Source organism: Actinophytocola sp. (genome assembly GCF_036402745.1).
GTDB lineage: Bacteria > Actinomycetota > Actinomycetes > Mycobacteriales > Pseudonocardiaceae > Actinophytocola.
Window position 1 is genome coordinate 25,448 of sequence record NZ_DASWSJ010000180.1, and the last position, 22,991, is coordinate 48,438.

Consider the following 22,991-nt stretch of genomic DNA (forward strand, 5'->3'; position numbering starts at 1 on the left):
AACCGACCAGCCGAGGCCGTCTGTGTCGTATTGGAGGCCCCATGCGCATCACCGTGACCGTTGACGGAACCAAGTACACCGACGATGTCGAACCACGCCAGCTGCTCGTGCACCATCTGCGCGAACGGCTGGGGAAGGTCGGCACGGTCGTCGGCTGCGACACCAGCAACTGCGGTGCGTGCACCGTGCATCTCGACGGGCACAGCGTGAAGTCGTGTTCCGTGCTGGCCGTGCAGGCCGACGGGTGCGAGGTCACCACGATCGAGGGGCTCGCCCGCGACGGCCAGCTCCACCCCGTCCAGCAGGCCTTCCATGCCAACCACGCCCTGCAGTGCGGTTTCTGCACGCCGGGGATGATCATGCAGTCGATCGACCTCCTCGCCGACAACCCGGACCCGGACGAGCAGGCCGTGCGCGAGGGCCTCGAGGGCAACCTCTGCCGCTGCACTGGCTACCAGAACATCGTCCGCGCGGTGCGCGACGCCGCGAGCCACATGAGCGGCGGCGCCGGCCCCGAGGCCGAGCAGGTCAGCAAGACCAGCGGCGTGGTGGGAGGCGGCAACTGACATGACAGCCACCATCGAGCCCGAGGTCGGCAAGGCCCGCAAGCGCAAGGAGGACGCGCGGCTCATCACCGGCCGCACCCGCTGGACCGACAACCTCACCCTGCCGGGCCTCGTGCACATGGCGATCCTGCGCAGCCCCTTCGCGCACGCCCGGATCACCAACGTCGACGTGTCCGCGGCGAAGGACATGCCCGGCGTGCTCGCCGTCGTGACCGGCGCCGACCTCGCCGACGAGCAGGGCAGCCTGCCGTGCGCGTGGCCGATCACCGCGGACATGAAGTCCCCGAGCGCCCCGTCGATCGCCGTGGACAAGGTCAACTTCGCGGGTGAGGCGGTGGCCATCGTGGTCGCGCGCAGCGCCTACGAGGCCGCCGACGCGCTCGAGTCCATCGACATCGACTACGCCGAGCTGCCCGTGGTGCTCGACATGGCGGCCGCCGTCGAGGACGGCGCCGACCTCGTCCACGAGGACCTCGGCACCAACTCCAGCGCCACCTGGATCTTCGACTCCGGCGAGGCCGGCTCGGGCGGCGACGTCGAGCAGGCCATCGCCGGGGCCGAGGTGCTGATCGAGCGGACCTTCCGCCAGCAGCGGCTGATCCCGGCGTTCATGGAGCCCCGCTCGGTGGTCGTCGACCCGACCGGCGAGCAGTTCACCATGTGGTCCTCCACCCAGGTCCCGCACATCCTGCGGGTCATGCTCGCGATGACGCTGTCCGTGCCGGAGCACAAGGTCCGGGTGATCGCGCCGGACGTCGGCGGCGGGTTCGGCGGCAAGCTGCAGGTCACGCCGGAGGAGATCCTGACCTTCCTGGTGGCGCGGCGGATCGGCAAGCCGGTGAAGTACACCGAGTCGCGCAGCGAGAGCCTGCTCTCGGCCCACCACGGCCGCGACCAGATCCAGAAGCTCACCCTGTCCGCGCGCCGCGACGGCACGGTCACCGGCCTCAAGGTCGAGCTCCTCGCCGACATGGGCGCGTACCTGCGGCTGGTCACCCCGGGCGTGCCGATCCTCGGCGCGTTCATGTTCAACGCGATCTACAAGTTCCCGGCCTACCGGTTCGTGTGCACCAACGTCTTCACGAACAAGGTGCCGACCGACGCCTACCGCGGCGCCGGCCGCCCGGAGGCCACCTTCGCCATCGAGCGGCTGATGGACGAGCTGGCCGCCGAGATCGGCGTGGACCCGATGGAGATCCGCGAGCGGAACTGGATCAAGCACGAGGAGTTCCCGTTCACCACGGTCGCCGGCCTCACCTACGACTCGGGCAACTACGAGGCGGCCACCGACAAGGCCAAGGAGCTGTTCGGGTACGACGCGCTGCGCGCCGAGCAGGCCGAGCGCCGCGAGCGCGGGGACAAGGTCCAGCTGGGCCTCGGCATCTCGACGTTCACCGAGATGTGCGGCCTCGCGCCGTCGCGGGTACTGGGCTCGCTGTCCTACGCGGCCGGCGGCTGGGAGCACGCGGCGATCCGCATGCTGCCCACCGGCAAGGTCGAGGTCGTCACCGGCTCCTCGCCGCACGGCCAGGGCCACGAGACGGCGTGGAGCCAGATCGTGGCCGACCAGCTGGGCGTGCCGTTCGAAGACGTCGAGGTCCTGCACGGCGACACCCAGTCCTCGCACAAGGGCATGGACACCTACGGCTCGCGCTCGCTGACCGTCGGCGCGATGGCGGTGGTGCAGGCCGCGGACAAGGTGAAGGCCAAGGCCGTGAAGATCGCCGCGCACATGCTCGAGGCCAACGAGGCCGACGTCGAGTTCGCGGCGGGCTCGTTCCGGGTCAAGGGCGCGGGCACCGAGGCGTCCGGGGCCAAGTCGGTGTCCATCCAGGACATCGCGCTGGCCGTGTTCGCCGCGCACGACCTGCCCGACGGCGTGGAGCCGAACCTCGACTCCGAGGCCACGTTCGACCCCGAGAACTTCTCCTTCCCGCACGGCACCCACCTGTGCGCCACCGAGGTGGACACCGAGACGGGCCGGGTCACCATCCGCTCGTACGTCTGCGTCGACGACATCGGCCGGGTGGTCAACCCGCTGATCGTCGAGGGCCAGGTGCACGGCGGGCTCGCCCAGGGCATCGCGCAGGCGCTGTTCGAGGAGGCCGTGCACGACGAGTCGGGCACGCTCACCACGGGCACGCTCGCCGACTACCTCGTGCCGTCGGCGGCGGACCTGCCGAAGTTCGTCACCGACCGGACCGAGACGCCGGCGACGTCGAACGTGTTGGGTGTCAAGGGTGTCGGCGAGGCCGGCACGATCGCCTCGACCCCGGCCGTGGTCAACGCCGTCGTGGACGCGGTGCGCCACCTCGGGGTGTCCGACATCCAGATGCCGTGCACGCCCATGCGCGTGTGGCAGGCCATCCGCACCGGCCGGACCGACGCCGGTGGGCTCGGGAGTGAGGCCGGCGGCGGCCTCGGTTCGATCGACACCTCCGGAGGTGCCCAGTGATCCCCGCCGCTTTCGACTACGTCGCACCGACCACTGTGGACGACGCGGTCCGGGCGCTGGCCGAGGCGGGTGAGGACGCCAAGGTGATCGCCGGCGGCCAGAGCCTGCTGCCGGTGCTGCGGATGCGCCTCGCGGCGCCCTCCAAGCTCATCGACCTGGGCAAGGTCGCGGAGCTGCGCGGCATCCGCGAGGACGGCGACAGCATCGTCATCGGCGCCATGACCACGCACTACGACGTGCAGCGCGACCCGCTGGTCGCCGAGCACGCCGCGCTGCTGGCCGAGGCGACCAACACGGTGGCCGACCCGCAGGTGCGCCACCGCGGCACGTTCGGCGGCTCACTCGCGCACGCCGACCCGGCCGGCGACCTGCTGGCTCCGGCGCTCGCGCTGGACGCCGAGCTGGTCGTGTCCGGAATGGACGGTCGGCGCACGGTCGCCGCGGCCGACTTCTTCACCGACTTCTTCACCACCTCGCTGCGCCCCGGCGAGATCCTGGTCGAGGTGCGGGTGCCGAAGAAGACCGGCTGGACGGCGCACTACGAGAAGTTCAACCGGGTGGCCCAGGCGTGGTCGATCGTCGCGGTGGCGGCCGCGGTGCGCGTCGAGGGCGGCTCGATCGCCGAGGCCAGGGTCGGGCTGACGAACATGGCCGCGACCCCGGTCCGGGCCACCGCGGTCGAGCGGGCGCTGGTCGGGCAGCCGGCCACGGCCGAGGCGATCAACGCGGCGGCCCAGCACGCGGCGGAGGGCACCAGCCCCACGGCCGACGGCAACGCCGACGCCGAGTTCCGCCAGCACCTCGCGAGGGTGCTCACCTCTCGCGCGGTATCGGCGGCTGTCGGCGCCTAGTCTGGACACACGGCCCCGGGCGACGGAGTCCCGTCGCCCGGGGCCTTGGACTTCCCTGAGGGAGGGCTTGTCGTGAAGCTCGAGCACTCGTTCGTCGTGCCGGCGGACCTGGACACCGTGTGGGCGGCGGTGCTGGACCCCGAGCGGGTCGCGCCGTGCATGCCCGGCGCCAGCCTCAGCGAGGTCGACGGCGACGCCTTCAAGGGCACGGTGAAGGTCAAGGTCGGCCCGATCTCGCTGCAGTACAAGGGATCCGGCGAGTTCCTGGAGAAGGACGAGGCGTCCCGCAAGGTCGTCATCAAGGCCTCCGGCAAGGACACCCGCGGCAACGGCACGGCGTCGGCCACGGTCACCGTCACGCTGCGGGCCGAGGGGGAGGCCACCGCGGGCTCGGTCGACACCGACCTGTCGATCACGGGAAAGCCCGCGCAGTTCGGCCGCGGGCTGATCTCCGAGGTCGGCGGCAAGATCCTCGACTCGTTCGCGGCGTGCCTGGCCGACAAGCTCGGGCCGGAGCAGGCGAGCGAACCGGCCGAGGAGGCGCCTGCCGCCGACTCGCCCAAGCTCTCCGTCGTGGAGTCCGACAAGGCCGAGGCGGTCGCTGCCGGTGCGAAGGCCGGCGCGGCAACGGCCAAGGCGAGCAAGCCCGCGAGCAAGCCGGCGGCCAAGCCCAAGCTCGCCGCGGTGGAGCCGCAGCCGGAGTCCGAGCCGATCGATCTCCTGGCCTTCGCGGGCCCGTCGGTGCTCAAGCGGGTCGTGCCGCTGGTGGCAGCGGTCGTCGCTTTGCTGGTCCTGATCTCGTTGCGTCGGCGAAGGGGCTGACTTTCGGGTCTTGAACACACCCCGGCGTCAGGGAAGGATGTCGCGGGTGCGCCGGTGGCTGGTGGTCTTATGCGGTATCACCGCGCTGGTCACGGGCTGCGCGAAGCCGGGTGGGGTCGGGGTCCCGGAGCCCGTGCCGCCGCAGGTCAGCGGCCAGACGGTCACGCCGTCGCGCACGCAGGCCCCGGCCGAGCAGGCGTTCACCGTGCTGGCCACCGGCGACGTGCTGATCCACCCGGCGCTGACCGGGCAGGCCACCGCGGACGGCGGTGGCAAGCGGGACTTCACCGACCTGTTCGCCGGGGTCCGCCCGGCCGTCGAGACCGCCGACCTCGCCGTCTGCCATCTCGAGGTCCCGCTCGCCGGCAAGAACGGGCCGTTCGAGGGCTACCCGCTGTTCTCCGCGCCGCCCGAGGTCGCGACCGCGCTCGACCAGACCGGCTACGACACGTGCTCGACGGCATCGAACCACACCTTCGACCACGGTGCCGCGGGCGTGACGACGACGTTGGACGCGCTCGACGGCGTCGGCATCCGCCACACCGGCTCGGCCCGCACCGAGGCCGAGGCGGCCACCCCGCTCGTGCTCGATGTCGCGGGCGTGAAGGTCGGCCAGGTGTCGTTCACCTTCGGGTTCAACCGGGGCGCCGAGGCGCCGGCGCCGTGGATGGGCAACGTGATCGACGTCCCGCGCGTGCTCGAGGCCGCGCGGGCGGCCCGCAAGGCGGGGGCCGAGGTGGTGATCGCGAGCCTGCACTGGGGGATCGAGAACCAGCACGAGCCGACCGCGGAGCAGCGCGCCATCGCCGCGCAGGTGCTCGCCGACCCGGCGGTGGACCTGATCGTCGGGCACCACGCGCACGTCGTGCAGCCGTTCGAGAAGATCAACGGCAAGTGGGTCGCGTACGGGCTCGGCAACCAGGTGGCCCGGCACGAGACGCCGCGCGGCACGACGGAGGAGGGCGTGATGGCCCGCTTCCGGTTCGTCCGCGGGGCGTCCGGCTGGACCGTCGACCGCGCCGAGTACCTGCCGACGCTGGTCGACCTGGGCCCGCCGATCCGGTTGCGCGACCTCACCGCCCCCTCCGACGTCGACTCCGCGCGCCGGGCCGAGGCGCTCGCCAGGACCGACCAGGTGGTGCGCTCGCTGGGTGCTGCCGAGGAGGGCCTGCGCCGGCCCGGTGAGTAAGTTCAAAGCCATGGAGAGTGTGCGTGCGGTGGCCGGCTGGCCGGTGGACAACGCGGCCGCGGCGGTCGTCGGTGCCGACGGCTCGGTGCTGGCCGGTCAGGGTTCGATGGCGCGGGAGTTCAAGCTGGCGTCGGTGACCAAGCTGCTCACCGCGTACGCCACGCTCATCGCGGTCGAGGAGGGCGCGGTCGAGTGGGACCAGCCGGCCGGGCCGGAGGGCTCCACGGTGCGGCACCTGATCGCGCACACGTCCGGCCTGGCGTTCGACGAGCACAAGGTCGTCGCGCGGCCCGGCACCCGCAGGCTGTACTCCAACCCCGGGTTCGAGGTCCTCGCCGACACCGTGCACGAGGCGTCCGGGATCCCCTTCGCCGAGTACCTCACCGAGGCCGTGCTGGGGCCGCTGGGCATGACGTCGTCCCGGCTGGCCGGCACCGCGGGCGCGGGCGCGGTGTCCACATGCGACGACCTGGCGCTGTTCGCCGCGGAGCTGCAGGCACCGACGCTGCTCTCGCCGGACACCCTCGCCGAGGCGACGACGGTGGCGTTCCCGGGCCTGGGCGGGGTCCTGCCGGGCTTCGGCTACCAGAAGAACAACGACTGGGGTCTGGGCTTCGAGCTGCGCGACCATAAGAGTCCACATTGGACGGGCAAGAACAGCTCGTCGCGCACGTTCGGTCACTTCGGCCAGTCCGGCACGTTTGTCTGGGTGGACCCCGAGGCGCGGCTGTCCTGCGTGGTGCTCACCGATCGGGCGTTCGGCCAGTGGGCCGTGGACGCCTGGCCCGAGTTCACCGACGCCGTGCTGGCGGAGGTCGCCTGATGCGTCGCATGTCGCGTGCGGAGTGGCTGGCCTTTGCGCTGCAGGGCACCCGAACGGGGAAGCTCGCCACGGTCCGGGCGGACGGGTCGCCGCATGTCGCGCCCGTCTGGTTCGTCATCGACTCCGCCGACCGGATCGTCTTCACCACCGGGGCCGACACCGTCAAGGGGAAGGCTTTGCGGCGGGACCCTCGGTTCTCCCTGTGTGTCGACGACGAGCGGCCGCCGTTCTCCTACGTCGTGTTCCACGCCCGTGCTTCGCTGTCCGACGACGCGGCCGCGAAGCTTGCCTGGGCCACCCGGATCGGGGCTCGGTACATGGGGCCGGAGCGGGGGGAGGAGTTCGGGCGGCGCAACGCCGTGCCCGAGGAGCTTCTCGTCATCGGCACGATCACGTCGGTCGTCGCCGCGGCCGACATCGCCTCCTGAGCGGCAGCGTCCGGAGCAACGGCGGTCTAAGGCCTGTCTCGTAGATCATCGTGTGAAGTCCTGCGCCGACCACCGGAACCTCAGGGGACCGTGACGGCACCCAGCCACCATCCACCTCGATACCCGCACTATTCGCTGGAACGCAACGCACACTGTTAATCCCGGGGAGGCGGACTAGCCCGTGACCTCCGGAAGTGCCGGGCCCAGGAAGTCGTCCGCGTCTCGGATCGTGTACGCGTAGCCCTGCTCGGCCAGGAAGCGCTGCCGGTGGGCGGCGTAGTCCGTGTCCAGGGTGTCGCGGGAGACGACCGAGTAAAAGTGGGCCTGCCGGCCGTCCTCCTTGGGGCGCAGCAGTCTGCCCAGGCGCTGGGCCTCCTCCTGGCGTGACCCGAACGTCCCGGACACCTGCACCGCGACCGTCGCCTCCGGCAGGTCGATCGAGAAGTTGGCCACCTTCGACACCACCAGCACCCGCAGCTCGCCGCGACGGAAGAGGTCGAACAGCCGCTCGCGTTCCGCGTTGCGGGTCGAGCCCTGGATGACCGGGGCCTCCAGGGCCTCGCCCAGCTCCTCGAGCTGGTCCAGGTACGCGCCGATCACCAGGGTGGGCTCGTCGGGATGGCGATCGAGAATCTGGCGCACCACCGGCATCTTCGTCTCGACCGTGGAGCACAGCTTGTACCGCTCCTCCGGCTCCGCGGTGGCGTACGACAGCCGCTCGGCGTCGGTGAGGGTGACGCGTACCTCGATGCACTCCGCGGGCGCGATCCAGCCCTGCGCCTCGATGTCGCGCCACGGGACGTCGTAGCGCTTCGGGCCGATCAACGAGAAGACATCACCCTCGCGGCCGTCCTCGCGCACCAGGGTGGCCGTGAGACCGAGCCGGCGCCGGGACTGGAGGTCAGCGGTCATCCGGAACACCGGGGCGGGCAGCAGGTGCACCTCGTCGTAGACCACGAGGCCCCAGTCGCGGGAGTCGAACAGCTCCAGGTGCCGGTACTCACCCTTGGACTTGCGGGTCATCACCTGGTACGTGGCGATGGTGACGGGACGGATCTCCTTGCGCTCGCCGGAGTATTCGCCGATCTCGTCCTCGGTGAGCGACGTCCGGGCGACCAGCTCGCGCTTCCACTGCCGGCCCGCGACCGTGTTGGTGACGAGAATGAGCGTGGTGGCCTGCGCCATCGCCATCGCGGCCGCGCCGACGAGGGTCTTGCCGGCCCCGCAGGGGAGGACGACCACGCCGGACCCGCCGGCCCAGAACGTGTCCGCCGCCTGGCGCTGGTAGTCGCGCAGGTGCCAGCCCTCCTCGTGCAGCGAGATGGGGTGGTGCTCACCGTCGACGTACCCGGCGAGGTCCTCGGCCGGCCAGCCGACCTTCAGCAGCGCCTGCTTGAGCCGCCCGCGCTCGCTGGGGTGCACGATCACCGTGTCGTCATCGACCCGGTCGCCGAGCATGGGGCCGATCTTCTTGTGCCGCAACACTTCCTCGAGCACGGCGCGATCGGTGGTGGACATGGTGAGCCCGTGCGCGGGGTGGTTCTGCAGCTGCAACCGGCCGAACCGGCCCATCGTGTCGACGATGTCGATCAACAGCGGCTGCGGCACGGGATAGCGCGAGAACCGGGTGAGCGCGTCGACGACCTGCTCGGCGTCATGCCCTGCGGCACGGGCGTTCCACAGCGCGAGCGGCGTGACCCGGTAGGTGTGCACGTGCTCCGGCGCGCGCTCGAGCTCCGCGAACGGCGCGACGGCCATCCGCGCGTCGTTCGAGCTCGGGTGACCGACCTCGAGCAGCAATGTCTTGTCGGACTGCACGATCAGCGGGCCATCGGTCACGTCTCGCGGTCTCCTCGTCTAGATTGCCGTCATGACAACGCCGCCGTACCGGTCGTCACAGCCAGGACCCTACGGGCAACAGCCCAACCCCTACGGCCAGCAGCAGCCGGGTCAGGGTCAGCCGGGCAGATACGGCGAGCAGCCCGGCGGGTACGGCCAGCAGCCGGCCCAGCCCTACGGCGGCGGGCAACCGTCCTACGGCAGCGGACAGCAGCCCTACGGCCAGCCACAACAACCGTACGGCCAGCAGCATTCCTACGGCCAACCATACGGCCAGCAGCCCGGCGGCGGGTTCGGCCAGTACGAACCGCCCGAACCGCCCAAGGGCAACAGGACGACGATCATCATCGTGGTCGTCGCCGTGCTCGTGCTGATCGGCGCCGGCGCGGGCGTGTACCTGCTGACCCGCGGCGACAACACGCCGAGCAACGCGAGCGGCAAGAACACCACCGGCCGGTCGGCCCCGGCGACCGGCGAGTCCGGGCCGGCCCAGCAGACCACAGAGGACACCCCGGTCGGGCCGGGCGCGGTCACCGACGCCGCGGTGGGCGACTGCATCAAGGTCAACAACGCCAGCGCCACCAACGCGGACGTCGAGACCATCGACTGCGCCGACCCGCTCGCCGTCTACAAGGTGGGCGTGAAGAAGGAGAGCGACAGCGAGAGCTGTCCCCAGGGCGACTACGTCGAGTACACCGAGACGGGCAGCTTCAAGCTCTGCCTCGTGCTCAACGCCAAGCAGGGCGAGTGCTTCAACGAGAGCTCGCAGGAGGACAAGCGGGTCGACTGCTCGTCGCCGGACGCGAGCTACTCCGTGCCCGCGATCCACGAGGGCAGCGCCGATCCCAGCCAGTGCGGTGCCAACGCGGACAACGCACTGACGTACGCGGAACCCCCGTTGGTGGTGTGCAGAGCCCCGGTCGGTTGATGTCTGCGCGACCGGCCGATGACGGACGGTGTTCGTTCGGTGCGGTTCGTCGGGTTCCGCCCACAGCGGTCGGTGCTACCGCGTACATTGCTGCTCTCCGAACAGGACTCTCTTCATCTGGTCGGTGACCAGAATCCGCGAGGTGCTCATGAACAACCCCAACTACCCGCCGTCCGGCCCATACGGCCAGCCGCAGGGGGGCCCGCAGCAGGGCGGCCCCTACGGTCAGCCCGGTGGCCCCTACGGTCAGCCCGGCGGCCGGCCGCCGCAGACCCCGCCCGGTGGCCAGCCCTACGGCCCGCCCGGCGGTCAGCCGTACGGTCCGCCTGGGGGCGGTCCCGGCGGTGGCCCGTACGGCCCGCCCGGCGGTGGCCCGGGTGGCCCCGGCCCCGACAGGCCTGGCGGCCCCGGTGGGCCCGGTCCGCAGACGCCGCCCGGTGGCCAGCCGTACGGCTCGCCGGGTGGCCCGCAGCCGCCCGCCGGCTTCCCGGTGGCCACGCCGCCCGCCGCGCCCGCGCCCAAGAAGAGCGGCGGCAGGACCATCAAGATCGTCATCGGCCTGGTCATCGTCGCGGGCATCATCGCCGCGGTGATCTACTCGCAGACCAAGTCCGCGTCCACCGCCGAGGTCGGCGACTGCATCAAGGTCAACAACGCCAGCTCCACCAACGCCGACGTCGAGAAGATCGACTGCACCACCAAGGAGGCGGTGTACAAGGTCGGCGTCAAGAAGGAGAGCGACGGCGACAAGTGCCCCGCCGGTGACTATGTCGAGTACACCGAGCAGGGCGGCTTCAAGCTCTGCCTCACCCTCAACGGCAAGGTGGGCGACTGCTTCAAGGAGGACACCCAGCAGGACCTCCGGGCCGACTGCGCCACGGCGGACTACAAGGTGTCCAAGGTGACCAACACGGGCAAGGCGGAGGACTGCGGACCGGCGGACGCGCCCAACGCGCTCGTCTACTCCGATCCCAAGCAGACCATCTGCCGGGTGGCGGCGGGGGCCAACGCCGGATAGCTCCACTCGTGTTCCCGCCCGGGCGACGACTCGGGCGGGAACACGCTTTCCGTGAGGTAGCTTGATCGGGTGAACCGCTGTCTCACCCCACGTCAGCAAGAGCTCGTCGACATCGCCGGGAAGCTCGCGGACACGTTCGCCGAACGCGCCCCGGAACACGATCGGGACAACACGTTCCCCCGCGAGAACTACGACGACCTGCGTGCCGCGGGCTTCCTGCGGCTCACCGTCCCCACCGAGCTGGGCGGCCAGGGCGCCTCGCTGGAGGAGCTGGTGCCGGTCCTGGAGCGGCTCGCCATGGGGGACGGCTCGACCGCCCTCGCCGTGGCGATGCACATCTCGCCGATCGGCCAGTGGGCCGGCGTCTGGCGGCGTACCCGGAACCCGCGGCTCGCGGACCTGCTCACCCAGGCCGCGGAGGACAAGCTGATCTGGGCCTCGGTCACCAGCGAGCCGGGCATGCGCAACGACATGACCGACGCGAAGACCGCCGCGGTCAAGGTCGACGGCGGCTTCCGGCTCACCGGCCGCAAGGCCTACGCCACCAACACCGCGGTGGCCACCCACTGCTCCACGACGGCCCGCTACGAGGAGGCCGAGGGCGGCCCGCGGCTGCTGCTGTGCCGGGTGGCGCTGACCGATCCCGGGGTCACGATCCACCAGACCTGGGACACGATGGGCATGCGTGGCACCCAGAGCAACGACGTGGTGTACGAGGACGTGTTCGTCGCCGACGAGGACGTCGTGCACTCGCTGCCCGTCGGCCACCTCGACGCGCGGGTGTTCGAGACCGTGTGGTCGTGGGCGATGGGCGCGTTCGCGGCGGTGTACACCGGCATCGCGGCCGGCGCGCTGGACTGGACGGTCACCCAGCTCGCGGCCCGCGGCAAGGGCGCGGATCCCTTGGTGCAGGACACGATCGGCGAGTGCGAGATCCTCGTGGAGAGCTCGCGGGCGCTGAACTACCGGCACGCCGAGGAGGTCGCCTCGCGCCGGCTGTTCGACCTCGGCGTGCAGGAGGGCATCGCCCGCTGCGCCCTGGTGAAGTACGTGGCCAGCAACAACGCGACGCTCGTGCTGCGCAGGCTGGTCGACGTGCTGGGCGGCGCGAGCTTCTCCCGCAAGCTGCCGTACGAACGAATGTGGCGCGACGCCCAGGCGGGCACCTTCATGCCGATGAGCAACCAGGCCGCCCGCAAGATCATCGGCGCGAGCGCGCTGGGGGTGGAGATCGCCCCGGTCATCGGCTTCGCCGAAACCGGCCCCGAAAGCCGGGCACGTGAGCGGTAGCGACGGAGCGTTCGCCGTCTGGACCGTGAGCGGGAGCGCCGGAGCGTTCGCCGTCTGGACCCGTGAGCGGGAGCGCCGGAGCGTTCGCCGTCTGGACTGACGAGCGCGCGCAGGCGCGTCAGCGCCGAGCACGGGAGGAGGGAAGACGGCGAGTAGCGCAGGAGCGAAGCGAACCATCCAACACTGTGAGCGAAGCGAACCATCAGACACAGGGCACGTGACGAGGGAAGACGGCGAGTAGCGCAGGAGCGGCGCGAACCATGAACACAGTACGAGAGGTCACCCGGGACCTCATGCGGTCGCTCGGGCTCACCACGATCTTCGGCAACCCCGGGACCACGGAGATCGGTTTCCTGCGTGACTTTCCCGAGGACTTCCGGTACGTGCTCGGCCTGCAGGAGTCGGTCGTCGTCGCGATGGCGGACGGGTACGCGCACGCAAGCGGCCGCGCGGTGCTGGTCAACCTGCACTCGGCCGGCGGGGTCGGGCACGGGCTCGGCCACGTGTTCACCGCGTACCGCAACAACACCCCGATGATCGTGCTGGCCGGTCAGCAGGTGCGTTCGCTCCTGCCGGGCGAGCCGTTCCTGGGCGCGCTCGACGCGACCAACTTCCCGCGCCCGTACGTGAAGTGGGCCGTCGAGCCCGCGCGGGCCCAGGACGTCCCGGCCGCGCTGGCGCGGGCGTACCACGTCGCGACCCAGCCGCCGTTCGGGCCGGTGTTCGTGTCGGTCCCGGCCGACGACTGGGACGCCGAGACCGACCCGTACCCCGAGCGCCCGGCGATCCCCGGCTTCGGCCCGGATCCGATGGCGCTGGCGGCGCTCGTGTCCGCGCTGGACGCCGCCACCAACCCGGCGCTCGTGGTGGGCCCGGGGGTGGACGCCGAGGGCGCGATCCCCGACGTGGTCGAGCTGGCCGAGCGGGCCAGGGCCGGGGTGTGGGCGAGCCCGATGTCGTGGCGCAGCTCCTTCCCCGAGGACCACCCGCAGTTCCTGGGCTTCCTGCCGCCGGAGGAGCGCGGCACGGTCGAGGCACTGCAGGGCCACGACCTCGTGGTCGTGCTCGGCGCGCCGGTGTTCCTCTACCACGTCTACCGCGGCTCGTCCGACCTCACGTTGCCGGCGTTGTTCCTGGTCAGCGACGACGAGCAGGTGCTGGCGAGGGCCCGCGAGGGCGTCGGCATCCGGTCCGGCGTGCGGGCCGCGGTTCGCGCCCTGGCCGACTCGGTGGCCGAGCCGGCGCGCCCGGTCCCCGCGGGCCGCACCCGCCGGCCGCGACCGCCGGAGTCGACGCCGATCACGGCCGAGTGGGTCTTCGCGACGATTGCCGACGAGCTGCCCGAGGACGTGCTGCTGGTGGAGGAGATCCCGAGCCACCTGCTGGTGCGCCGGGAGTACCTGCCGGTGCGGGCCACCCGCACGGGTCTGCTGAGCACCGGCGGCGGCGCGCTGGGCTACGGCCTGCCGGCCGCGGTCGGGGCCGCGCTGGGCGCGCCGCATCGCAAGGTGGTGGCGGTGCTGGGTGACGGGTCGAGCATGTACTCGATCCAGGCGTTGTGGACCGCGGCCCGCGAGCACCTGCCGGTCACGTTCGTGATCGTGGACAACGCCCAGTACGCGGCCGTGGACATCCTGGCGGGACCGGAGAACGGCAAGATGCCCGGCGTCGAGCTGGGCGGCATCGACTTCTCCGCGCTCGCGGCCGGCATGGGCTGCCACACCCACCGGGTCGAGCACCCGCACGAGCTGAAGGCGGCGCTGACCAGCGCCCTCGCCGACGACCGGCCGACCGTGGTGCACGTCCACGTGGACCCGAACCCGACCGTTCTCTACTGACCCGGCGTCGAACGAGGCGCGCTGCCGCTCCCGAGGGGCCGGCTCAGCGCGTGGACTGCTGGCGTGCTTCCTCCCGCTCCGCCTCGAGGAAGCGTTCCGCGGCCCGCTCCTCGTCCGACTTCGACGAGTCGGCCGGCGCCGGCTCCGCGGTGGTGGCCGGCGTCTTGTCGTGCAGGAGCCGGGCGATCTCGGTGCGGAGCTCGACGAACGTGGCCGACCCGCGGGTGGTGATCTGGTCCCGCTCGGCCGGCAGGTCCACGGTGAGGTCGGCGACGATCGACGCGGGGGAGCGGGACAGCACGAGCACCCGATCGCCCAGGTAGACGCTCTCGTCGATGTCGTGGGTGACCAGCAGCACCGTGCTTTCGTGCTCGCGGCGAACCCGCAGCAGCAGGTCCTCGAGCTCGGCCCGGGTCTGCGCGTCGACCGACGCGAACGGCTCGTCCATCAGCAGCAGCGACGGCTGGCAGGCCAGCGCGCGGGCGATCGACACCCGCTGCTGCATGCCGCCGGACAGCTGCCACGGGTACTTGCCCGCGGCGTCGGACAGCCCCACCCACTCCAGCGCCTCCAGTGCCCGCGCGCGCCGCGCCGAGCGGTTGGACACCCTGGTACGCAAGGGAAACTCGACGTTGCCGCGCACCGACAGCCACGGGAACAGCGAGCGGCTGTAGTCCTGGAACACCACCGCGAGGTCGTCCGGCACGCCCTGCACCGGGTCGCCGTGCAGGGTCACCGAGCCCTCGGTGGGCCTGATCAGCCCGGCGATGCACCGGAGCAGGGTCGACTTGCCGCAGCCGGACGGCCCCACGATGCACGCGAGCTCGTCCTCGGCGACGGTGAACGTGAGGTCCGACACCGCCACGTGCGCGCCGGCCCCCGCTCCGTACCGGTGCGCCAGGTCGCGCACCTCAAGCATGGTCGGCATGTCACCCTCCTGCCTTGGCGGTCTGAACGGCGGCCCGGGTCGGCTGCCAGCGAAGTGCCCGGCGCTCGACGGCGAGCAGTGCGAGGTTCAGGCCGTATCCGATGATGCCGAGCAACACGATCCAGGCCCACATCGTCGTGAACTCGAACAACGACTGCGCGTTCCGCAGCTGGTAGCCGATGCCGCTGGTGACGCCCACCATCTCGGACACCACCATCAGGATCACCGAGATCGCGAGGCTGAGCCGCAGCCCGGCGAAGATCTTGGGCAGCGCCGCCGGCAGCACCACCATCATCACCCACTGGCTGCGCGGCGTACGAAACGATTTGGCCGTATCGGTCTTCACCGAGTCGACCGAGCGCACGCCGTCGACCGTGTTCAGCAGGACCGGCCAGATCGCGGCGAACACGATCAGCGCGATCTTCATGCCGGACTCGATGCCGAACAGCAGCAGGAACACCGGCAGCAGCGCCGGCGAGGGCAGTGCCCGGAAGAACGCGAACAACGGGCCGACGTAGTCCATGCCGGTCCGCGACCGGCCGAGCGCGGTGCCGACGACGATGCCGATCACCGCCGCGAGCGCCCAGCCGAGCAGCACCCGGCCCAGGCTCGGGAGGATGTCGACGTAGACCGTGTCGGCGATGGCGAACCCGCCGGTCGGGCTGGTGAGCCACAGCTCCTTGCAGCGCCGCAGGATCTCCAGCGGGGTGGGGAAGTAGGGGTCGGCGCCGGCCTGCGTGACCAGCTGCCAGGCCACGACGGCGACCGCGAACACCAGCCACCGCGTCGCGAACCCAGAAACCCGCCTCACGACGACCCCTCGCTCGCACGCTCACTCATGACAGCGCCTCCGCGCGGGTGGTGTCGCTCCACCGGAACATCCGCTTGCCGAGGCGCTCGAAACCCTCGTTGACCAGGTAGCCGACGAGGCCGATGACGATCGTGCCGGCGAGCACCTCGTCCATGCCGTCGACGCTGTTGGCGCCGTTGATGATGAACGCGCCGACGCCGAGGTCGCTGCCGGCGAGGTACTCCGTCGAGACGGTGACGATCAGCGCGATCGCCGCGGAGAGCCGCAGGCCGGTGAACGCGAACGGCGCCGCGTGCGGCAGCGCGACCGTGGCGGCGACCCGCAGCCGGCTGTTGCCGAACGAGCGGGCGGTGTCCACGAGCAGCGGGTCGATGTCGTCGAGCGCGTAGATGATGTTGAACAGGATGGGCCACACGGACGCGTACACGGCGAGGGTGATCTTCGCCTCGGGTCCGGAGCCGAGCGTCATGATGATCAGCGGGATCAGCGCGACCGGCGGGATCGGGCGGAGGAACTCCACCAGCACCCGGGTCGCCATCCGCACGGACGGGAGGCTGCCGAGCAGCAGGCCCGCGGGGACCGCGATCGCGATCGCGACCACCAGCGCGATGAGCCACGCCAGCACGGTCGCGATCACGTCACGGAGAAAGGTCTCCTGACCGAGCAGGCCTACCAGCCGGGCGAACACGTCGGTCGGCGTCGGCAGGAAGACCCGCTCGATCAGGTTGAGCCGGACGGCTCCTTCCCAGAGCAGGAAGAAGCCGACCAGCCCAATCAGGTTTCTGATGAATGGACGCAACGAACTCAGCTGGACGGAGCAGACGCGACGACCATCTTCGACGCGTCGATCGTGTTCTTGATGACGCCGAACTCCAGCATCAGGTCCGGCACCCGCTGGAGGCGCGTGGCGTCGAGCTTGGACTGGAAGGTCAGCAGCGTCGCCATCTTCGCGGTGTCCTCGTCGACGCCGGAGAACTCGACCAGCAGCGGCTCGACCAGCGAACGGTCGGACAGCGCCAGGTCGGTGCCCTTCTGCATCGCGCGCTGGAACGCGGCGATGGTGTTCGGGTTGTCCTTGACGAACTTGCCGGTGGAGCCCCAGCCGGCGACCGGCATGTCAGCGGTCGGGCCGACGGCGGTGTCGAAGATCGGCTGCGCGCCCGCGACCCGCATCGTCTGGGTGAGGAACGGCTCGGTGACGAAGGCCGCGTCCACCTCGTGCGCCTTGAGCCGCGCGGCGGTGTCCGGGAAGGGGGTCTTGACCCAGGTGATGCCCTTCCAGTCCACGTTGTTGGTCTTGAGCGTGGACATCGTGAGCAGGTCGGAGATGGTGCCGGTCGCGGTGATCGCGACCCGCTTGTTCGCCATGTCCTTGACCGACTTCACCGACGAGTCCGGCGTGGCCACGACCATCGTGCTGCCGGGACCGGCGGACGCCGCGTCGGCGACGATCTTGATGCCGCCGTTCTTCTGTGCCGCGCCCTTGCTCTCGGCGAGGAAGAAGGGGGTGTAGCTGGAGTAGGAGATGTCCACCTCGCCGGCGACCAGCTTGGTCACCGACTCGCCACCACTGGGTGCCTGGACGAACTCGACCTTGAGGCCCTCTTTGTCGAAGAAGCCCTTCTTCATGGCGAGGTGGAAGGGCGCGAGGTCGGTGGTCTTCATGATCGAGACCTTGATGGAGGTCTTCTCGAGACCGCCGCTCCCGCCTTGGGCGGGTGCGTTGCTCGCGTCGGAGCCGCCAAGCAGCCCACAGCTGGTCAGGGTCGTGACCAGCGTCAACGCGGTCGCGACTAGGGGAAGACGGGAGCGGAGGCCGCGCCCGGTGACGCCGTTCGGCATTGGAGCCTCTCCTCGTGGGTGAGGGTGTCGTGAAAAGCCAACATGGGTGGTGCCCCGTACACCAGGTCGCCACTCTAGAGAGTGTCTCCCCGAGGTCACAATCAGTGCCCGGGTTCTGCTATCCAGGTGATGACTACGGGTGAAACGGAGCATGTCGAGCGTCATCCCACATGCACAGAGTGGATGTTGGAGACAAACAGACGTCACGACCTGCGATGCAACCGCTACTGTGAGGGACCTTCATCACCCGTTGGTGGACGCCTCGAGCTAAACCGATCGAGAAAAATCGTTGTCTGGGTGTGACTTTTCAGACCCTGATGTGTGACCATCCGTCCGGAGGGCTTACATCAACGGGTAGACTCCGCTACCTTCTGTGGCCACAGTGAGGTAGAGGTTCATCGAAGCGGTTAAGGAGCGCGCCCAGATGTTCTTGCGCGTGCTTCCCGGCAGTGGGAGCTGGGAAGTGGAGCTGCATGGGTGCGCAACCGCTGGGGGCGCCCGGTGGGTCGGCGTCCTCACTGGGGTACTTGTCCGTTCGAGCTGGCGGGCTACCGGCTTGACAACCAGGGAGAGTGCTGGGAGTGCCCGACCACACTGCTGACGTCCCACGCCGCGCCGGCAACCGCACCGACTATGGTGCCGCCGTGCCTGACCAGAAATCCGCACCCGGCCGCCGTCCGGTGCCGCCGAACGCCATGAAGGGCGGCTCCCGCCTGCGTATGCGCAACTGGCGGCTGCGAACCAAGGTCATCGCCGTCATCATCGTGCCGACGCTCACCGCGTTGATCCTCGGCGGGCTGCGCGCGAAGGTGGACCTCGACCGAGCCGGCGAGTTCCGGCAGACCGTGAGCCAGGTCGACCTGGCCCGGAACGTGACCAGCGTCGTGCACGAGCTCCAGAAGGAGCGCACGATCGCCGTCGCCCGGGTCGCCAACGGCCGCCAGGGCGCGCGCACCGAGCTGGACACCCAGATCAACCTGGTCAACCAGGCCGTCGAGTCGGCCCAGGCCGCGGCCCGCACGCTGGACACCAGCGACGAGGCCGCGAAGCAGCGCTACAACATCGGCCTGCAGCGGCTGTCCGCGCTCACCGCGATCCGGCGTACCGCCAACGACACCGCGTACCCGGACTCCGCCGTCTTCGCCGCGTACTCCGCGGTGCTCGACGCGCTGGTCCGGCTGGGCCGCGAGATCAACACCGCGGTCACCGACCGGGACCTGCTCCGCGAGAGCAACGTCATCCAGTCGCTGGCGGAGTCCAAGGAGAACGTCGGCAAGGAGAACGCGATCCTGCAGATCGCGGCCGTGCGCGACGAGTTCCCCGCCGACCTGCTGCAGCGTGTCCGTGACGCGCAGTCCAGCGCGGCCAGCGCGCTCGCCGACTACCGCGCGAACGCCTCGACCGAGCAGCTGCAGCTCTACTCCGACACCGTCTCCGGCCGCGAGGTCGACGACCGGCAGCGGATCAAGGCGCAGGCCGTCGCCGCCGCCGAGGCGTCCACCCCGGAGAACCGGGTGTCGCTCAACATCGACGACGCCAAGCTGACCAACACCGGCTCGGCGACGCTGGAGCACCTGCGCGCGGTCGAGACCGACCTGCTCAACGGCCTGCGGGACGACGCGAACGCCCTCGCCGACCAGGCCACCCAGTCGGCGTGGCGGGACTCGGCGATCGTGCTCGCGGCCCTGCTGCTCGCCCTCGCCCTCATGACCATCGTCACCCGGTCGCTGCTGAAGCCGCTGCGGGTGCTGCGCCGGGAGGCGCTGGAGGTCGCGAACCGCAGGCTGCCGGCCTCGGTGCAGCGCATCCTCGCCGACCCGGACCCGGCCGAGGCCGCCAAGCACGCGGTCGAGCCGGTCGCGGTGTTCACCCGCGAGGAGACCGGCCAGCTGGCCCGCTCGTTCGACGCGGTCCAGGAGCAGGCGGTCCTGATGGCGACCGAGCAGGCCCTCCTGCGCGACAACATCAACTCGATCTTCGTCAACCTGTCCCGCCGGTCCCAGGCGCTGGTCGAACGCCAGCTGTCCCTGATCGACCGGCTGGAGCAGGACGAGCAGGACCCCGACCAGCTGGCGAGCCTGTTCGAGCTCGACCACCTGGCCACCCGGATGCGGCGGAACTCGGAAAGCCTGCTGGTGCTCTCGGGCACCGGGCTGTCCCGCCAGCTCAACCGTCCGGTGCCCGCGTCCGAGGTCGTCGGCGCGGCGGTGTCCGAGGTCGAGCACTACGCCCGGATCGAGGTCGCCTCGGCGCCCGAGGTCGCGGTGCAGGGTCGCGCGGTCTCCGACCTCGTGCACGTCATCGCCGAGCTGCTCGACAACGCCACCTTCTTCTCCGAGCCGGAGAAGAAGGTCATCGTCCGGATGGCGATGACGCGCAAGAAGGAGCTCGCCATCCAGATCACCGACCAGGGTGTCGGTATGTCCGAGGACGAGATCGAGGCGGCGAACGCCCGGCTGGCCGACCCGCCGGACCTGGACGTCGCGGTGACCCGGCGCATGGGTCTGTACGTGGTCGCCCGGCTGGCCAAGCGGCACAACATCATCGTGCGGCTGCGGGACAACGAGGACATCGAGGGCGGCCTGATCGCCCGGATCAACGTGCCGGCGGAGCTGGTCCAGCCGGCCGGCCAGGCGCCGAGGTCGATGTCGGCCACGTCGACGACGTCCTCGCTCGCCGCGGCCGCCTCCGACGCGCCGACCGGTATCGGCCTGGGCAGCCCCAACGTGAACCTGCCCACCCGCAACAGTGGTATCGCCGGCGCGTTCACCGGCGGCATGCCGCGGCTGCGGCCGGACGGCACCTCGGCGGGCGAGCCCGGCCAGGAGACCCGGCAGGACCGCACGCCCGAGGAGGTCGCCGGCTACCCGGCCTTCACCCTCGGCTACGACAACACCGGCTCGGCCACCGCCAACGGCGTGTCGACCGAGCCGCCGACCGTTCGCCAGCCCGAACCGGGCCCGCAGAACGGCCGGCAGGACGAGCAGCACACGGTCGCCCTGTTCGGCAACCCGCTGCCCGAGCCTGGGCCCGCGGACAGTACGGACACGGGAACCGGCGGCTACCCGCCGCTCGGTGCCGGCCGCCCGGTGCAGGACGGGGTCGACCTGAGCGTGGACGCGCCGACCGAGCGACTGCCCATCTATGAGGCCGTGCTGTCGCAATGGTTCGAGGCCGCGGACACCGGGTCCACCCCGCGCCAGCCGGCGCAACCGCCCGAGCAGCCCCCCGCCGGGGTGCCGGTCGAGACGATCACCAACGGCACCAACGGTTCGAACGGCACCAACGGCACCAACGGCTCGCACCACGCGGCGCCTCCCCAGGAGGCACCGCCGCCGCCCGAGCCGGAGCCGGTGCCGGCCGCGTGGACCTCGCCTGGTGACGACGGGTGGCTCGCCGCCCAGGCACTACTCGAGACCACCCCGGAGGCGCAGACCACAGCGGGTCTGCCCAAGCGGGTGCCCAAGGCACACCTCGTGCCGGGCTCTGCGGCTCCGCGCCACGCGGAGTCCGCTGCGGAGACCCCAGCGGCTCCGCCTCTGCCACCGCGCTCGGCCGATGCCGTCCGAGGTCGCATGTCAAGCTTCCAGCAGGGTGTCCGGCGTGGCCGGCACGCCTTGATCGAGGCATACGCTGGTGACCAGTCCGGTCCCGAGGACAGCCGTCAAGACGAGGAGCAGGAGTGACGACCGCGTCCGCAAATCAGCCCGGAAGTTTCGGGTGGCTCATCACAGATTTCGTCCGTCAGGTTCCCGGCGTGGCCCATGCCGTCGTCGTGTCGGCGGACGGCCTGCTGCTCGCCGGCTCTCAGGGCCTACCGCGGGACCGCGCCGAGCAGCTCTCGGCGGTGTCCTCCGGCCTGGTCAGCCTCACCCAAGGCGCCGCGAGGTGCTTCGAGGCAGGCGGGGTCAACCAGACCGTGGTCGAGATGGACCGCGGGTACCTGTTCCTGATGTCCATCTCGGACGGCTCGTGCCTCGCGGTACTGGCCGCGCCGAACTGCGACATCGGGCTGGTCGCCTACGAGATGACACTGCTGGTCGAGCGGGTCGGCCAGCAGATGACTCCGGAATTGCGTGCCCAGCTACAGGGCGCACAGCGCAGGTAAGCATGCTCACCGCGCGGAAGCGGAAGCGGAGCGGAGGCTGGGCCTTATGCGTCCAACTCGAGGCCACCTGCAGCGCCGATTGCCGCGCGCCGGAGAGTCAGAGCGGAGGCGAGTAGAGATGCCGGAGAAAGGTTGGGAGGACCTCCCCGAGCATGATGTCGGCGACGCACCGAACCGGTTCGACGTCGACGGTTTCCGGGCGCGGTTGTTCGGGGGGCCCGGGGCGACGCTGTACGGCGATTCGGGGATTCCGGCGCAGTCCGCCTGGGACAGCAAGGAGATCCCCAGTATCGGTCCGGAGGACAGTGGGATCGGTGCCGTCTCGGGCAGCGGCGTCTGGGGTTCCAGCGCCGACCTGCTCGGCAGCGGCCCGATCGGCCGCGGCGCTCCCGCCGCCCACGAGACCGGATCGCTCGTACGGCCGTACACCAAGACGGGTGGCCGAACGAGGTCCGACTATGATCTTGCGATCGAGGCGCTGGTGTCCACCAGCGATCGGGGGAAGGCCCCGGACGCGGCCGTGCTACCTGAGCACCGGTCGATCTGTGGCCTTTGCTTGGACACCAGGTCCGTCGCGGAGGTGGCCGCTCATCTGCGGCTCCCGCTCGGGGTGGCCAGGGTGTTGATCGGAGACATGGCCGGTATGGGGCTGGTCCTGATCCATCAGAGCGGCATGGTCGTTGGCGACCGGCCGTCGATCGAATTCATGGAAAGGGTGCTCAGTGGTCTCCGCAGGCTCTAGTCCCCTCAGCCCGCGCGGCACGTCACCGCAGCCGACAACCTCGGCCAAGATCGTTGTCGCCGGCGGGTTCGGGGTCGGCAAGACGACCCTTGTCGGCTCCGTGTCCGAGATCGTCCCGCTCACCACCGAGGCCGTCATGACCGAGGCCAGCGTGGACGTGGACGACCTCTCGGCGACGCCGAACAAGGTCACCACCACGGTGGCCATGGACTTCGGGCGCGTCTCGCTGGACAGTGACCTGATCCTGTACCTGTTCGGTACGCCGGGTCAGCACCGGTTCTGGTTCATGTGGGACGACCTCGTGCGCGGCGCCATCGGAGCCGTGGTCCTGGTCGACACGCGCAGGCTCGCCGACGCGTTCGCGTCGATCGACTTCTTCGAGGACCGCCAGCTGCCCTACGTGGTGGCGATCAACTGCTTCGACCGGGTGCTCCACCACCGCGTCGACGACGTGCGCGACGCGCTCACGATCGAGCAGTCGGTCCCGGTGGTCACGTGCGACGCACGCGACCG

General features: G+C 70.7%; 20 protein-coding genes. 15 read left to right on the forward strand and 5 right to left on the reverse strand.

All coding sequences use genetic code 11. From position 1 onward, the window contains the following. Nucleotides 1–41 precede the first annotated feature (41 nt). From VGD70_RS17740 to VGD70_RS17770, 7 genes are all read left to right on the forward strand, one after another. Nucleotides 42–566 (forward strand): (2Fe-2S)-binding protein, encoded by a 525-nt coding sequence (locus tag VGD70_RS17740; protein WP_331082616.1) that lies wholly within the window; start codon nt 42–44, stop codon nt 564–566. Nucleotide 567: 1 nt separating this feature from the next. Next, nucleotides 568–3,021, forward strand: coding sequence for a xanthine dehydrogenase family protein molybdopterin-binding subunit (locus VGD70_RS17745; protein WP_331082618.1), 2,454 nt, complete (start codon nt 568–570; stop codon nt 3,019–3,021). Further along, nucleotides 3,018–3,872, forward strand: a complete 855-nt coding sequence (locus VGD70_RS17750; protein WP_331082620.1) for a xanthine dehydrogenase family protein subunit M — start codon at nt 3,018–3,020, stop codon at nt 3,870–3,872. The genes VGD70_RS17745 and VGD70_RS17750 overlap by 4 nt, the downstream gene beginning before the upstream one ends. A 72-nt stretch (nt 3,873–3,944) precedes the next feature. Further along, on the forward strand, nt 3,945–4,694 hold the full coding sequence (locus tag VGD70_RS17755) for an SRPBCC family protein (protein ID WP_331082622.1): 750 nt from the start codon (nt 3,945–3,947) through the stop codon (nt 4,692–4,694). 37 nt (nt 4,695–4,731) lie between these two features. Further along, nucleotides 4,732–5,883, forward strand: a complete 1,152-nt coding sequence (locus VGD70_RS17760; RefSeq protein WP_414637987.1) for a CapA family protein — start codon at nt 4,732–4,734, stop codon at nt 5,881–5,883. A gap of 10 nt (nt 5,884–5,893) precedes the next feature. After that, nucleotides 5,894–6,706 (forward strand): serine hydrolase domain-containing protein, encoded by an 813-nt coding sequence (locus tag VGD70_RS17765; protein WP_331082625.1) that lies wholly within the window; start codon nt 5,894–5,896, stop codon nt 6,704–6,706. Beyond that, nucleotides 6,706–7,134 (forward strand): PPOX class F420-dependent oxidoreductase, encoded by a 429-nt coding sequence (locus tag VGD70_RS17770; protein WP_331082627.1) that lies wholly within the window; start codon nt 6,706–6,708, stop codon nt 7,132–7,134. Before VGD70_RS17765 ends, VGD70_RS17770 begins: the two co-directional genes overlap by 1 nt. A 174-nt stretch (nt 7,135–7,308) precedes the next feature. Here VGD70_RS17770 and VGD70_RS17775 read toward each other — a convergent pair whose 3' ends face one another. Beyond that, nucleotides 7,309–8,973, reverse strand: a complete 1,665-nt coding sequence (locus VGD70_RS17775) for a DNA repair helicase XPB (protein ID WP_331082629.1) — start codon at nt 8,971–8,973, stop codon at nt 7,309–7,311. A 31-nt stretch (nt 8,974–9,004) separates the two neighbouring features. Here VGD70_RS17775 and VGD70_RS17780 point away from each other — a divergent pair, with 31 nt between their 5' ends. The 4 genes from VGD70_RS17780 to mdlC all read left to right on the forward strand — a co-directional run bounded on the left by VGD70_RS17780 (nt 9,005) and on the right by mdlC (nt 14,047). Then, a complete protein-coding gene (locus VGD70_RS17780) occupies nt 9,005–9,901 on the forward strand; it encodes an LppU/SCO3897 family protein (RefSeq protein WP_331082631.1) in 897 nt (298 codons plus the stop codon). A gap of 124 nt (nt 9,902–10,025) precedes the next feature. After that, nucleotides 10,026–10,919 carry an LppU/SCO3897 family protein gene (locus VGD70_RS17785; RefSeq protein ID WP_331082633.1) on the forward strand — a complete coding sequence of 298 codons (894 nt, stop codon included), beginning with the start codon at nt 10,026–10,028 and terminating at the stop codon, nt 10,917–10,919. A 69-nt stretch (nt 10,920–10,988) separates the two neighbouring features. Then, nucleotides 10,989–12,209: an acyl-CoA dehydrogenase family protein gene (locus VGD70_RS17790; RefSeq protein WP_331082635.1), complete on the forward strand. Its 1,221-nt coding sequence runs from the start codon at nt 10,989–10,991 to the stop codon at nt 12,207–12,209. Nucleotides 12,210–12,469: 260 nt separating this feature from the next. Continuing rightward, a complete protein-coding gene (mdlC, locus tag VGD70_RS17795) occupies nt 12,470–14,047 on the forward strand; it encodes a benzoylformate decarboxylase (RefSeq protein WP_331082637.1) in 1,578 nt (525 codons plus the stop codon). A 43-nt stretch (nt 14,048–14,090) separates the two neighbouring features. Here the strand turns inward: mdlC and VGD70_RS17800 are convergent, their stop codons facing one another. From VGD70_RS17800 to VGD70_RS17815, 4 genes are read right to left on the reverse strand one after another with little or no spacing between them, the layout of a single operon-like run. Continuing rightward, the gene (locus VGD70_RS17800; RefSeq protein WP_331082639.1) at nt 14,091–14,975 is read right to left on the reverse strand and encodes an ABC transporter ATP-binding protein; all 885 of its coding nucleotides are present in this window, start codon (nt 14,973–14,975) and stop codon (nt 14,091–14,093) included. 1 nt (nt 14,976) lies between these two features. Next, entirely contained in the window at nt 14,977–15,786 is an 810-nt protein-coding gene (locus VGD70_RS17805; protein WP_331082641.1) for an ABC transporter permease, read from the reverse strand. 25 nt (nt 15,787–15,811) lie between these two features. Next, nucleotides 15,812–16,585: an ABC transporter permease gene (locus VGD70_RS17810; protein ID WP_331082642.1), complete on the reverse strand. Its 774-nt coding sequence runs from the start codon at nt 16,583–16,585 to the stop codon at nt 15,812–15,814. 5 nt (nt 16,586–16,590) lie between these two features. Continuing rightward, nucleotides 16,591–17,628: an ABC transporter substrate-binding protein gene (locus VGD70_RS17815; RefSeq protein ID WP_331082644.1), complete on the reverse strand. Its 1,038-nt coding sequence runs from the start codon at nt 17,626–17,628 to the stop codon at nt 16,591–16,593. A gap of 644 nt (nt 17,629–18,272) precedes the next feature. Between VGD70_RS17815 and VGD70_RS17820 the strand changes: the two genes are divergently transcribed. The 4 genes from VGD70_RS17820 to VGD70_RS17835 all read left to right on the forward strand — a co-directional run. After that, nucleotides 18,273–21,314, forward strand: a complete 3,042-nt coding sequence (locus tag VGD70_RS17820; RefSeq protein WP_331082646.1) for a nitrate- and nitrite sensing domain-containing protein — start codon at nt 18,273–18,275, stop codon at nt 21,312–21,314. Continuing rightward, the gene (locus tag VGD70_RS17825) at nt 21,311–21,736 is read left to right on the forward strand and encodes a roadblock/LC7 domain-containing protein (RefSeq protein ID WP_075134342.1); all 426 of its coding nucleotides are present in this window, start codon (nt 21,311–21,313) and stop codon (nt 21,734–21,736) included. Before VGD70_RS17820 ends, VGD70_RS17825 begins: the two co-directional genes overlap by 4 nt. Before the next feature lie 118 nt (nt 21,737–21,854). Further along, nucleotides 21,855–22,478: a DUF742 domain-containing protein gene (locus tag VGD70_RS17830; protein ID WP_331082648.1), complete on the forward strand. Its 624-nt coding sequence runs from the start codon at nt 21,855–21,857 to the stop codon at nt 22,476–22,478. Next, the coding region (locus tag VGD70_RS17835; RefSeq protein ID WP_331082650.1) for a GTP-binding protein at nt 22,459–22,991 on the forward strand (533 nt) is incomplete at its 3' end. The genes VGD70_RS17830 and VGD70_RS17835, both read left to right, overlap by 20 nt.